The 13,366-nt window shown below is 43.9% G+C and carries 11 protein-coding genes; 1 reads left to right on the plus strand and 10 read right to left on the minus strand.

Going from position 1 to position 13,366, the window contains the following annotated elements:
* Positions 1-24: 24 nt before the first annotated feature.
* The 9 genes from J2X75_RS10875 to J2X75_RS10915 form a co-directional block, all read right to left on the minus strand.
* A complete protein-coding gene (locus J2X75_RS10875) occupies positions 25-1,938 on the minus strand; it encodes a beta-glucoside-specific PTS transporter subunit IIABC (RefSeq protein ID WP_210108511.1) in 1,914 nt (637 codons plus the stop codon).
* 445 nt (positions 1,939-2,383) lie between these two features.
* Positions 2,384-4,321 carry a beta-glucoside-specific PTS transporter subunit IIABC gene (locus tag J2X75_RS10880; RefSeq protein ID WP_310336312.1) on the minus strand — a complete coding sequence of 646 codons (1,938 nt, stop codon included), beginning with the start codon at positions 4,319-4,321 and terminating at the stop codon, positions 2,384-2,386.
* A gap of 167 nt (positions 4,322-4,488) precedes the next feature.
* Positions 4,489-5,328: a BglG family transcription antiterminator LicT gene (licT, locus tag J2X75_RS10885; protein ID WP_036613486.1), complete on the minus strand. Its 840-nt coding sequence runs from the start codon at positions 5,326-5,328 to the stop codon at positions 4,489-4,491.
* 224 nt (positions 5,329-5,552) lie between these two features.
* The gene (locus tag J2X75_RS10890; protein WP_124116346.1) at positions 5,553-5,858 is read right to left on the minus strand and encodes a hypothetical protein; all 306 of its coding nucleotides are present in this window, start codon (positions 5,856-5,858) and stop codon (positions 5,553-5,555) included.
* Positions 5,859-5,914: 56 nt separating this feature from the next.
* Entirely contained in the window at positions 5,915-6,475 is a 561-nt protein-coding gene (locus J2X75_RS10895; protein WP_307535155.1) for a DEAD/DEAH box helicase family protein, read from the minus strand.
* 167 nt (positions 6,476-6,642) lie between these two features.
* Positions 6,643-7,731 (minus strand): acyltransferase, encoded by a 1,089-nt coding sequence (locus J2X75_RS10900; protein ID WP_310336316.1) that lies wholly within the window; start codon positions 7,729-7,731, stop codon positions 6,643-6,645.
* Between the two features lie 140 nt (positions 7,732-7,871).
* Positions 7,872-8,405, minus strand: a complete 534-nt coding sequence (locus tag J2X75_RS10905; protein WP_310336317.1) for a GNAT family N-acetyltransferase — start codon at positions 8,403-8,405, stop codon at positions 7,872-7,874.
* The gene (locus tag J2X75_RS10910) at positions 8,386-8,859 is read right to left on the minus strand and encodes a putative immunity protein (RefSeq protein ID WP_310336318.1); all 474 of its coding nucleotides are present in this window, start codon (positions 8,857-8,859) and stop codon (positions 8,386-8,388) included. The genes J2X75_RS10905 and J2X75_RS10910 overlap by 20 nt, the downstream gene beginning before the upstream one ends.
* A 175-nt stretch (positions 8,860-9,034) precedes the next feature.
* The gene (locus J2X75_RS10915) at positions 9,035-11,704 is read right to left on the minus strand and encodes a family 78 glycoside hydrolase catalytic domain (RefSeq protein ID WP_310336322.1); all 2,670 of its coding nucleotides are present in this window, start codon (positions 11,702-11,704) and stop codon (positions 9,035-9,037) included.
* A gap of 134 nt (positions 11,705-11,838) precedes the next feature.
* On the opposite strand from J2X75_RS10915, the gene J2X75_RS10920 reads away from it, so the two are divergent.
* Complete coding sequence (locus J2X75_RS10920) at positions 11,839-12,723, plus strand: helix-turn-helix domain-containing protein (RefSeq protein ID WP_310336324.1); 885 nt, start codon at positions 11,839-11,841, stop codon at positions 12,721-12,723.
* Between the two features lie 13 nt (positions 12,724-12,736).
* Here J2X75_RS10920 and J2X75_RS10925 read toward each other — a convergent pair whose 3' ends face one another.
* Complete coding sequence (locus tag J2X75_RS10925) at positions 12,737-13,303, minus strand: 5' nucleotidase, NT5C type (RefSeq protein ID WP_145322218.1); 567 nt, start codon at positions 13,301-13,303, stop codon at positions 12,737-12,739.
* Between the last annotated feature and the right edge of the window lie 63 nt (positions 13,304-13,366).

Consider the following 13,366-nt stretch of genomic DNA (forward strand, 5'->3'; position numbering starts at 1 on the left):
CTCCTAAACCATCTTCAATTTCAATTAGCTTAATACCGTGATCAATTTATCTTTCTCATGAACAGATGCATCTTTTGTTCCTACAACGTCCAGATAATTGGAAGTATTCGTGACAATGATCGGTGTAACCGTCTCATATCCTGCATCCTTAATCGCTTGCAGGTCAAACTCAACAATCAAATCACCTGCGTTAACACGGTCTCCGTCCTTCACATGGGTTGTAAAATGTTCACCTTTCAGCTTCACCGTATCCTGACCAATATGGATCAGCATCTCTACACCATCATCGCTTACAAGACCAATGGCATGTTTCGTGCGATATACCGTTTGAACAATACCCGTAATTGGAGATACCACTCTACCGCTGGTTGGACGAATTGCAATCCCTTTACCCATGTGCTCTCCTGCAAACGTTACGTCATTAATATCTTTCAGTGCAACGACTTCACCAGCCATTGGGCTTACAATTTCGTATCTGCTGTTCGGATTTGGATCAAGTACAGGTGCTGGAGCTGGTTTAGCTTCTACTTTGTCTTGGAATCCAACCACATACGTCAGAATAAAACCAAGGATGAATGCAATGCCACATGCCACCAGAGCCATATAGAATCCGGAATCAACACCTGTAGCTTTATTAATGAAGCTTGGGAACCCGAATACTCCCAGTCCACCAAAGATGTATAATTTCGAACCAGCTAATCCCAAAATACCGCCACCGATACCACCTGCAATACAGCTCATGATAAACGGTTTTTTCAGTGGAAGTGTCAGACCGTAGATGGCTGGCTCAGTTACACCGAAGATACCCGATATGAATGCAGGAATACCTAAAGATTTTAATTTCGTATTCTTTGTTTTGAACATCACTGCAAGCACAGCACCAATCTGTGCAAAGGAAGCTGCGAATGACATTGCAATTATTGGGTCAGCACCAGATGTACTCAAGTTAAGAAGCATGACAGGAACAAGTCCCCAGTGAAGACCAAACAATACAAACACTTGCCACAATCCACCAATAACCAAACCAGTAATAACTGGGCTTAATTCGTAGATACCTGTTGCTCCCGCCCCAATCAACTGACCCGCCCATGTGGATACTGGACCAATAAGAATGAACGTTGCTGGAACGATAACGAGTAAAGTAAAGAATGGAACAAGGAACGTGCTTACGACTTTAGGAATGATATTTTTGAAGAATCTTTCAATTTTAACAGCGAAGAAAGTAGCAATAATGATTGGAATAACCGATGTTGAATAACTCATCAGAATGACCGGAATCCCCAGGAACGTGATGTGAATCGGTGATTCAAACAATGAACCTGCAAACAGAGTGTACAATGGATCCCCGGCAGTCAACCCAGACAACGTAGGATAAACTAACGAGGCGCCTATCGCCATACCCAGGAACGGTGAACCGCCAAACTTCTTGATTGCCGTGTAACCAAGGAAGATCGGGAAGAAGTAGAACAGACAGTCACCCGTTGCATTCAACAGTTGATACGTTCCGGAAGTATCCGTAAGCCATCCGAATGATAAAAACATCGCTGTAAAACCTTTAATCATACCTGTTGCAGCCAGCAAACCGAGTAATGGTGTGAACACACCGGAGATCATGTCGATAAAGCGGCTGAACAACCCTACCTTTTTACCTGAGTTGTCTGCTTCCTCTTCAATCTGACCTTCGCTTGGGAAGTTTCCCGCCTTAACAACTGCTTTATATACATCCGGCACTTCGTTGCCGATAACGACCTGATATTGTCCACCACTTTGCATGACGGTAATAACACCTGGCAGATTTTTAAGTTCTTCCGTTTTGGCTACGCTTTCATTTTTCAGTTTAAACCGCAATCTTGTTACACAATGGAATACGCTGTTCACATTCTCGCGACCACCTACACCTGATAGAATATCCTTAGCCAATTGATCGTAGTTGCTCATTGTAATTCTCCCTCTCTAAGTAGACTCCCCATGACTTTTGAAACAAATAAAACCTGAACTACTGAACATACACAACATACCGGATCGTCCGGAAATCAGTCGTGTTATTCAGCAATTCAGGTTTTGCCCTTAACGGTTGCAACCCTGTAAGGCTGTACACATTGGTATTTAATTATTTGGATAACGAAAGTAAGTTACATTCCATATCCTCTGAACTGAGGATGGTCGGCATTGCCTGATTGAACAGTTACAATCCGATTAATGTATGCGCTTACTTCTTGAACTCATCATAGTACATCTGAACTACGTTTGCAACACTTATTTTTATTAAATTCACAAATACATTTGGGTGACCGAAAATGAAAAAAAGAGACCACTTCGAAAACATCAAAGTGGTCTCTATAAAGCTAATGTTCAGATTAATAAAATACGCACTAATGCAAAATTAACCAATAACCGTAATCAATTTATCCTTTTCTTGCACTTCACGATTTATTGTAGCAACCACGTCCAAATAATCAGCCGTATTGGTTACAATAATCGGTGTTACGGTCTCATAACCCGCCTCAATAATGGCTTGCAGATCGAATTCAACGATCAGATCGCCAACACTCACACGATCTCCATCTTTCACATGGGCAGTGAAATGTTGACCTTTGAGCTGTACCGTATCCTGACCGATATGGATCAGAATCTCTACACCTTGATCATCTACAAGTCCAATCGCATGTTTGGTACGGTAAATCGTCTGTACCACACCATTAATCGGAGATACAACTCTCCCACTGGTTGGACGAATAGCAATCCCTTTACCCATATGTTCACCTGCAAATGTAGCATCGTTAATTTCTTGCAAAGGAACCACCTCACCCGTCATTGGGCTGGCAATTTCGTAACGATTGTTTGGATTAGGCTCAAGTGCTGCCTTCTCTTCTTTTACTGGCTCTGGAGCCTGTTTGGCAGCCTCTGGATTAGCAGGATCTTTGAATCCTACAAAATAAACGAGAACAAAGCCTAGTACAAAAGCAATGATAGTGGCAATCATAGCCATCCAGAATTCATAGTTGATCCCATCTGTGGGACTAATCAGCGCTGGAACACCAAAGATTCCTGAAGCAAATACAAACATTTTGGAACCTGCAAAGCCAATAATACCACCAGCGGTTGCAGAAGCAATACAACTCATAATAAATGGTTTTTTCAGTGGCAAAGTAAGACCATAAATAGCAGGCTCAGTTACACCAAAAATCCCGGACACAAAGGCAGGAACACCCAGTGATTTGAGTTTGGTATTTTTCGTTTTAAGCATAACCCCAAGAACGGCACCAATCTGAGCAAAAGAAGCAGCAAACATCATCGCCAGAATCGGATCTGCTTTCAGAGTGGACAGATTGAGCAACATGATTGGTACGATACCCCAGTGTAACCCGAAGATAACCAATACTTGCCACAATCCACCAACAACAATACCAGTCACCAACGGACTCAAGTCATAGATGCCCGATACCCCGGCACCAATCAGCTGACTTGCCCATGTTGCGATTGGACCAATCAAGAGGAATGTCACAGGTACAACAATCAGAATGGTAAAGAATGGCGTGAGGAACGTTCTCACAACAGAAGGAATGATCTTTTTGAAGAATATTTCTACCTTTGCTCCAAAATAAGCAGCAATAATAATCGGGATTACGGATGAGGAATAACTCATCAAGATAACGGGAATACCCAGGAACGTGATATGAATCGGTGATTCAAACAATGTGCCTGCAAACAGCGTATAAAGCGGTTCCCCACCACTAAGACCGGATAAGGTCGGATATACAAGTGATGCTCCGATGGCCATCCCGAGGAATGGAGATCCACCGAATTTTTTCATAGCTGTGTAACCCAGGAAGATTGGGAAGAAGTAGAATAGACAGTCTCCTGCAGCGTTCAACAATTGATAGGTTCCTGAAGCCGGGTCCAGCCATTCGAGAGAAGTAAACATGGACAGGAAACCTTTGATCATCCCAGTTGCAGCAAGCAATCCGAGAATTGGTGTAAATACACCTGAGATCAAGTCGATAAACTGACCCAAGAGACTCTCTTTTTTACCGGAAGATTCTGACTCATCAGTTGAGACCGGTTCATCCGCATTCATATTACCCACATGTAACAAGGCTTTATACACATCAGACACTTCGTTACCCACAACTACCTGGTATTGTCCCCCGCTTTGCATTACCGTTATGACTCCAGGTAGATTTTTGAGTTCGTCTGTTTTCGCATTATTGTCATTTTTTAATTTGAAACGAAGTCTGGTAGCGCAGTGCACCACGCTGTTAATGTTCTGTTTACCACCAACGCCAGACAGAATGTCCTTGGCTAATTGCTCGTGTTTCATGAAGTCTTTTCTTCCTTTCTGGCTAAACACAGATTCGAAGCATATTGGAGAGAATAAAAAAACCTGAACATCTGAATGTATGGAACATCCGGTTAACGGTATGTTCTGTCATTCAAGCGTTCAGGTTTTGCCCTAGTGGTTGCAACCCTGCAAGCTGATCTATGGGATTATTCAGAAGTTGCATTCACAACTCTCTCAATATGGATCGTTAAGTACATCAATTCTTCGTCAGTTAGTTGATACGTGTAGTTGCTTTCAATGAATTTCTTGATTTTCTCCGAGCACTTGTGCGCTGCCGGATACTTTTTCTGAATCATCAGGAACAGTTCATCATCGTTGTTGCTCTTGTAATGTTTTCCCTTCACCAAACGTTGGGCGAAGAACTTCAAATGCGTCACAAAGCGATAAAATGTCAGTGAGTTCTCATCAAAATCAATCTTGAAATGATACTTGATGATTGTCAAGATTTCTTGCATGACCTGGGTCATACTCTTGATGTTGGGCATTTCCTCATTCAACGCTGCATTGACAAAGTGAAGTGCCATAAAACCGGCTTCGTCCTCGGGCAAGATCACACCAAACTGATCACAGATCATATTGAGCGCTTCCATTCCGACTTCATATTCCTCTTTGTATAACTGCTTTGTCTCCCAGATCAAACCGTTGCGTATGGGCAGATTCTTACGATACCGCTCAATGGCAAAGTGAATATGGTCTGTGAGATGTAAGTAGATGCTCTCATTTAATTTCTTGCCAAGTTTTAGCTTGGCGTAAGCGATGATTTCCTCGGATACTTTCATGTATTCCAAAGGAATGCTGGAGATTAATGCCTTGAAGTTTTCCTGAATATCTTCATTCTGTAAAGTAAATATCTTGTCGATATGCTGCTCGGAAACCATATCACCCGCCCGCTTCTGATAAGCAATCCCCCGGCCAATGATAATAACTTCCTGTTCGTCATTCATTGCAACTACAGCATTATTGTTCAGCACCTTCTCGATTTTCACTTTATCACTCCAATATACAGAAAAAGACAAACCAATCCCTTTTCTCAAGGTATACGGCTTTGCCTGATTCAACAGTTACAACCCGATATGTTGTACGCGCTTCCCTCATAATATTACAAATTTCTACACAGTGCAACATAAAGTTAATATCGTATTAGCATGACTCCCGATCTAGGTATATATACTCACAGGAGTGAGCAAATCAAGAATTATTTTACAGGGATTCACGGTTTATTGTTTTTGCTTTCTTTCTCCAGTTCCGCTTCAATTCTTCGATTAATCATGTCCATCTGTTCTGAATCCAAACGATCAACTTGAGTGTATTCTTTATCCAACTCGTACTCTTGCGCCTCGCCTTTGTTCATTAGTCCCAGATGATTCTTGATGTCTCGGATATCTTCACGCATATGCATCGTCTGGCGGTATTGGTCCACAACGAGTGCAAAAATAATACCCCCGGCCACTATTGGGCCAAAGGGGAGCAGATAACATAAAACAAGACCTATGAGCAAAAATATAACAAAGTACATGATGGAATGCCCCTCCCATATAAGTATCTACTTTGCTAAGATAGACGTTTCTCAGATTACAAATTAAATCGTTCCTGAATTAACTTTGCCACCTCGTCTGGGCTCTTGTATGTGTTATCAATCCTTATGTAGTGTTCATGCGTGATTTCTCCCGCTTCCGAGTTCAGTCGATATTGCTTCATCGTATCAAGTAAATCTCGCTCAGACCACGCAATGTCACGCTTTGTTGGTTTATGTAACAGACGATGCGGACTTTTATTGCGCTCTAGTCTTTCCGATGCATCGGCCTCCAATTCCACATAACAGACCTGACCCCCTTGAGATGTAAACAACTCACTGATCTTACGGATGTATTCACCATCTGACTCCGCGTCCAAAGCCCATACAAATGTGAAAATTAAACCCGGCAAGTCACTCTTCGCCACTTCTTCGAAAATCTCCTGACGGAACAGACTCACCAGTCTTTTGCCTTGTGGTGTGCCATAGCCGAAGAAAGGAGACACCAATTCAATCGTCATGTGGTTATGAAACAATTTTAGCTTTGTTATCTTCTCCAGCTCTTGCCCCACCGTCATCTTGCCCACAGCCTGTGGGCCAAAAATAATCACTAATTTCATTTTCGGTCACTCCTGACAAGGTAGTGTTCATTCCATTAATTCAATTTTATGGACATTAAACTCTATGATACCTTCTTTAGGGCAAATAAAAAAGAGGTTTCAAGTGATTCCCTCAGCGCGTGAGGGCTTGAAATCTCTTATCTTAAATTGCATATGTTTATTTTAACTTAACGTCCAATCAGTACCCATCCCCACTTCATCCGGCGCAATCCCATTGCGCAGATCCATGAGATCAGGAGAGCAACAACATAAGATAGGATGATACCCACGCTGAAGTGCCGAGCCAGGTCATCTGTAAATTCACGTCTCCAGAAGAGCAGTACGAGGGGATGCATTAAAAACACACCAAACGCAACTGTACCCAAGGAATCCAGAATATGCGTAGCTTTACGAACTTCAGTATGTTTTCCTGCGCCCAATCGTTCACTAAAGATCAGCAGGAGCAAGCAGGCTGACAACGTAAACAGATTTCGGAACAGGAACAGCACGGTATAGGTTACCACCGGATATGCAGCAAAAGCGGTTTTGATATAAGCATTACCATATATAAAAATGGCACCTCCACCTAACAACGCAGCTATGAGCACATAACGGTGAGTATACAGTTTCTTTAATGCCCACTCAAAGTTCAGCCCAACCCATGCGCCAAATCCAATCACGATCAGATAACTGGGTAACAAACTTCCAGTCCGTTCGAAGTGAAACTGCAAATGTAGTGCATAAAAGATCGCTTGACCCGCAATAAAAAATAATGGCAAATAACGATTAAACAAACGATGGCGTGTAAGGGACAGAAGCCATGGAAAAACGACATAGAATTGAAGAATAATCAGAAAAAAGTACAAGTGCGTATGAGCGGTTCCCATCACTAATTGTTTGGCAAATTGAACACCATGGGTCAAAGGTTCTTTGCCCGCAAGCAACTGTTTAATGGCAAAATAGATAAGGGACCACACCACATAGGGTACAAATACATAGAATAAACGCTTTTTATAAAAAGCGAGCATCCAACCCTTCTCATTCACCTTGGAGCTGTAGTTGTAGAACAAAACCAGGGATGACAGGAACAGGAACGCTGGAACGGCAAATTGCAAAAACGTGTTCCAGAAATAATACACATCATGATCTAATGTGTTCTTGGGGTAATGCGCAACTGCTGTTGAAGTCGCATGGATCGCTACCACTGCCATAATGGCAAAAGCACGATAGAGATCCAGATACTCAATACGCCGGGGCCGATTAACCGGTTGATTCATAAAGATAACCTCACTTGTGCCTGATATGGGATGATAGTTTCCGGCCGCAATCCAGATTCTATGCTTCATTTTAATCAGCACGCGAGGGTAATACAATCATAATCCATATTATTTCCGTTATATTACATCATTATTCTGCATTATTCGACATTTTCTATCCAGAATCGTTCAACAACGTTGCCATTGGATTCTACATAGTCTACATCCTTGATGCCACCATTTCGAAGGATAACCCTTCTGGAAGGCTCATTAACCGCATCGCATACGATCAATACTTTGGTAATTCCAAGCTCTCTTGTTTTCTCCAAAGAAAGTCTGAGAATTTCGGATCCATAGCCACTTTGCCGCTCTCCTGGACGAATGCCATATCCAATATGCCCTCCACTGTTGAACAATTTATCGTTAAGCTCATGTCTTATATTCACGGCACCCACAATTTTTTGACTCTCCGTGACCAGCCAGTATGTACTGTCTTTGACCCAGCCTTCCGGGATGTCGATCCCTTGTTCATTGCGCTGCAAAAACGCCAACATCTCATCAAACGCAGAAGGATCTTTGGAAATGACCCAAGGTACCATCGATTCTCCACTTCTGACCCAGTCTTCATAAAATGCCAAATATGCTTCCTTATATGCTCGTGATGGTTTAATTAATCTAACGTGTTCTTTCCCCATGATCACTACATCCTCCTAACAGATATTGATATTGCCACGTTCTCTCTTCCAGGACACGACGTTCTTGCTCTTCCATCAAACAGTCATAAAAGACAGCTTTCACTGCATACGTTGCGGCATGCACCGCATGGCCTTTCACATGGGCCGTTGCAGCTGCGTGCCCCGCCGCACGAGATGCAGCAGAGGCAGCGACATTATCCAATTCTCGTGCAGCAGCATGAGCTGCAAAAGCCGCCTTTCGAGCATCAACCATGGCAATTTCTCCACGGATCCAACCTCTTCCTGCATCAATGGCATCACGGGCGCGGAGATCCTCCGTCTTTTTCTCAAATATATGCAAGACACGTGCCGCACACTCCGCAGCCCAATAGGCCAATGTATGGTGATCCTGTTGCTTAGCCAGATTCTCTATTTCGCGGCGCAAAGGCGCATCTTTGAATGCAGGTTTTGCCATGGTCATGCTCCTTTCATTGTTCAAAAACTACAAATTTACTCTCAGACAAGTTCGAAAAAGGACCTGCGTGTGTGCAGATCCTCTTCAACTGTACATCTTACCACTTATTCTATCATTATAAGGACTCTGTCAATGCAGACTGTTGAATATCTCGTTCCTTTTTCGCATCCGTGACTTAGTACGTGAATCGGTAACTCCCAGATCCAAGTGTGACTTCAACATCGTCCCCAATGTTTTGAATATCCTGAATTCCACTTATCTGATCCAACTGATCCAACGGTTTCCCTTGTTCCAGAACGATCTGTGCACCTGCTCCAGGAAGACGTACCGTACCTCTCGTATTGACAGGAATATGCACTCGTATCTCCATTTCTCCCTCCGCCAGCCGATACCAACTTGAAGCAACTTGACCATACATCGTCTCCAAACTTGCTTCCACCCAATCCAGCCCAGGCCCGGGTTGCGGCTGGATATGCACCATTCGGAATCCTGGCTGATGTTCATCGGACCGAATGCCAGCAACATAACGATACAACCATTCTCCAATCGCACCGTACGCATAGTGGTTAAATGAATTCATATCAGCACTCCAGAGACTTCCATCCTCTTTGATCCCATCCCAATGTTCCCAGACCGTCGTTGCGCCTTGAGTCACCTGATATAACCAGGAGGGATAATCCTCTTGAAAAAGTAATGTATAAGCCAGGTCGTGAAGACCCGCATCACTCAATACCGGATTCAGATAAGGTGTACCCACAAAGCCTGTAGTAAGATGATTGCCCGCCTCTTTCACGAGTTTTACCAATTGATCAACAGCACGAGTTCGGGCAGTGGCGTCCAGAAGGTCAAATTGGAGCGCAAGAACATGTGCTGTTTGCGTAGGAACAGCAATTTTGCCAGCTGGAGTCACAAATTCATTTCGAAACTCATGAACAATGTTTGTATGCAACTGCTTGTAATATTCAGCATCATCTGTCTTTCCAAGGACCTCAGCCGCTTTTTGAGTTAACGACACCGAATAGGCATAAAATGCAGATGCCACATAATCCGTGTCCGTTGCGCCGACATAACTATTAGGCTTGGAGTCCAGTCCCAGCCAATCGCCAAAGTGGAATCCCGTGTTCCATAGATAAGGATTGTCACCCTGTACGTGAATGTACTCGATCCACCGCTTCATACTCTCATATTGCTCGGCCAATAATCTGGCATCCCCATACATCTCATAGATGGTCCATGGACAGATGACTGCTGCATCACCCCAAGCGGCGGAGGAATGACTGGTGTCACCCCATCCTTCTGACGTGGAACTTCTCAGATCCGGAACGAAGAATGGAATACCTCCATCTTCTCCCTGATCCGCTTCCAGATCCCGCAGCCATTTGGTAAAGAGTGGCGCCGTATTCATCAGGTAGGAAGACGTGCGGACAAACATCTGTGCATCGCCAGTCCATCCGAGCCGTTCATCCCTCTGTGGACAGTCTGTCGGCACGTCAAGGAAATTCCCTTTTTGCCCCCACAATATATTGTGATGCAGTTGGTTCACCAGTGGACTGGAGCATGAGAACTGACCTGTTTGCTCCATATTCGAGTGCAGCACTATTCCGGTGAATTCATTCAGACAAACGTGTTCCGGGAAGCCAACCAGCTTAACATAACGGAACCCTTGGAACGTAAAATGCGGCTCAAATGTTTCCACGCCATCCCCCTTGCACGTATAGCGAATACACTGCTTGGCGGAGCGAAGATTATCGGTGTAGAAGTTGCCTTCATGATCCAATATCTCAGCATGGTGCAGCTCAACCGTCTGACCGACCTCACCTTGAATGCTGAATCTCACCCATCCCACCATATTCTGCCCCATGTCTATTACACGATCTCCCTGTGGGGTTGTTAAGAAGGCGATTGGCTGTAGTTGTTCGACTTGGGTAACGGGTACGTTCTCCTGCGCAACGATGATATCTTTGGGATGATCCAGTACGTTCACAGGTACCCAATTCGTCTGAGATGAATCCGACCAATCAGACTCCATTCGTGCATCATACGTCTCCCCCATATAGATGTCCGACATACGGATTGCACTAGGAGCAGCGGTCCAATCCCCACCAGATAAAATCCATTCCTCCGATCCATCTGCGTATTTCATATGCAGTTCCAGCAGCAATGCGGACGTTGAACCAAATATCTCCCGTTCTTTGTTCCAGCCGAGATACCCTCGGTACCAGCCATCACCCAGATAAGCGCCTAATATGTTCTGCCCATCCTGAAGTAGATGAGTTACATCATAGGTTTGATATTGTAATCGCTTACGATAAGAGGTCCAACCAGGTGTAAAATAATCTTCTCCTACTCTTGTGTTGTTCATATGCAACTCGTATAATCCAAGTGCTGTCACATATATTCTGGCAGACGTAACAGGTTGTTTCACATTAAACTGCTTGCGCATACGCGGGCATGACGTATCTCCATCATCTGATGGTTGAGCTGTGATCCATTCTGCTTGCCACTTGTTATGACGATCCATAAGTCCCATCTCGAAATAAGCCGTTTCGGACCAACCCGAATCACTTCCTGCATCATCCCATGCCCGAATCCGGTAATAGTATCGCGTTTGCGAGGAAGGCTGAAAATGGTTTAATTCCACATGTATGGATTGATCCGTGTTTATCTTGCCAGAATCCCATTCAATCTCATCAAAATCTTTCGTTAAGGAGAGTTGTACTTGGTAAGCGAATTGCATACAGTTCCGCCGATCGGACTGCAACTGCCAGCTTAATCTCGGTGATTTGACATCAAGACCTATCGGGTTGATTCTATACTCACAGCGAAGGTGACTCACGTTGAACATTAGCAGATCGTCCTTTCCATCTTGGCTTCCCATTCGGGGTTACGATATAATTATATCGATCCTGTTGCCCTAAATACCCGGTTATCAGGACTATTTCATCCGGTGATTCAGCCATCTGTGCGAGGAGGTTGCTTGTGAATTCATCTGTACAACTTATGAAAAGCGAATACTTTCTGCATAATCATCTGCAACTTTTTGTCAATCGTTGCTCTGAAGATTTTGTGCTTCCTTTTCACGCACATGAATTTATTGAGTATAGCTATGTCTCCGAAGGAAAGGGCTTTCATCATATCGGTGAAGATGTCATTCCCGTGAAGAAAGGCATGCTGTTTGTCATTCCTGTTGGTGTTCCTCATGTCTTTCGTCCTGTGAGCACAAACGTAACCGAGCATCCATTAATTATATATAATTGTCTGTTTAATGCTGAATTGATCAACACGCTGACAGCCATCATTCAGGAAAAAGAAATCATTCAACATCTGATGAATCTGGCACAAAATCAAGTTCCTTATATAGCCGTTGTGGATCACAACGACAGGATTGAAGAACTAATGGTGAAGCTGTACCGTGAATCCTCCGTTCCGGGAATCGGTTCCTCTACCATGTTATACACCCTGGTGAGCCAGCTGGTATTGATGACCTACAGACAACTTTATCAAGAGGATCATGATGAAGAGCATCATTCCACCGGTTTTGATTACATCCTTCACTATATCAAGGAACACGTAAGCACTCGTATTCGGATGTCTGATTTGGTCCGTGTATCAGGCTGGAGCGAGAAGCAAATTGGGCGAATGTTTCTGCGACATACCGGTCAGACCTTTAGCAGCTACCTGCAACACCTCCGTATACAAAAAAGCTGCGAACTTCTAAAGAGTTCACAGCACAAAGTCAGTCTGATTGCAGAGCTGGTCGGATATCGGGATATGGATTCATTCTATGCCGCATTCAAAAAAATAACAGGCGAAACACCTCTCGCCTATCGCAAAAAATCCAGAGCACTGCGCTCTGGACAATAAGGTTAACTAACTTTCAGACACTAACAACCTGTAACACTTCATCTATGTATGCCTTGGCTTCTTTCCATGAAGACATCAACGGAAAGTTGTATCGCTCACGCTCCTGTATATTCCACGGATGCGGGATACAGATGACCTTTTTGCCGTCCTCATGCGCTGGAATCAGGTTATGTGCTCCATCATCAATGAGCAGATCGAAACCAAGCAAGTTTTTTCTTTTGCATGTAATAAACTGTTCTGCGGTTATAAAAGGCATGTGCTGCTGAAGCCAGTTCCACTTCTCAACGACTGTTCTTGGTTCTGCTGCCGTTACGACTATGACATCATAAGCATCGTTCAGCTTTCGCATCTCATCTACTACATACTCGTCGTATAACTCCAATTCCTCGAACAGACCCGGCCGACCATAAAATACATCGTGCGTGCTCTCTGGATGACGCAAATGGGACGTATCCCAATGAATCATATCCTCATAGCGCAACGGATGGGTCGGGAAGTTGAGGTTGTTGTGATAAATAGCCCGCTTGACCAGATGACATATCGTGTCATCCATATCTACAGCAATAATAGGCTTCTTCATGGTTATCCCTCCCCCAATACGATCACAGTATACCATCCAGAATGTTATGAAGTCATCCTTTTT

Source organism: Paenibacillus sp. 2003 (genome assembly GCF_031455635.1).
Lineage (GTDB): Bacteria > Bacillota > Bacilli > Paenibacillales > Paenibacillaceae > Paenibacillus > Paenibacillus amylolyticus_B.

Bases quoted from the DNA above. Each gene is read 5' to 3' on its own strand.
- J2X75_RS10875 (WP_210108511.1), bottom strand. From the start codon at position 1,938: ATGAGCAACTACGATCAATTGGCTAAGGATATTCTATCAGGTGTAGGT.
- J2X75_RS10880 (WP_310336312.1), bottom strand. From the start codon at position 4,321: ATGAAACACGAGCAATTAGCCAAGGACATTCTGTCTGGCGTTGGTGGT.
- J2X75_RS10890 (WP_124116346.1), bottom strand. From the start codon at position 5,858: ATGTACTTTGTTATATTTTTGCTCATAGGTCTTGTTTTATGTTATCTG.
- J2X75_RS10895 (WP_307535155.1), bottom strand. From the start codon at position 6,475: ATGAAATTAGTGATTATTTTTGGCCCACAGGCTGTGGGCAAGATGACG.
- J2X75_RS10900 (WP_310336316.1), bottom strand. From the start codon at position 7,731: ATGAATCAACCGGTTAATCGGCCCCGGCGTATTGAGTATCTGGATCTC.
- J2X75_RS10905 (WP_310336317.1), bottom strand. From the start codon at position 8,405: ATGGGGAAAGAACACGTTAGATTAATTAAACCATCACGAGCATATAAG.
- J2X75_RS10910 (WP_310336318.1), bottom strand. From the start codon at position 8,859: ATGGCAAAACCTGCATTCAAAGATGCGCCTTTGCGCCGCGAAATAGAG.
- J2X75_RS10915 (WP_310336322.1), bottom strand. From the start codon at position 11,704: ATGTTCAACGTGAGTCACCTTCGCTGTGAGTATAGAATCAACCCGATA.
- J2X75_RS10925 (WP_145322218.1), bottom strand. From the start codon at position 13,303: ATGAAGAAGCCTATTATTGCTGTAGATATGGATGACACGATATGTCAT.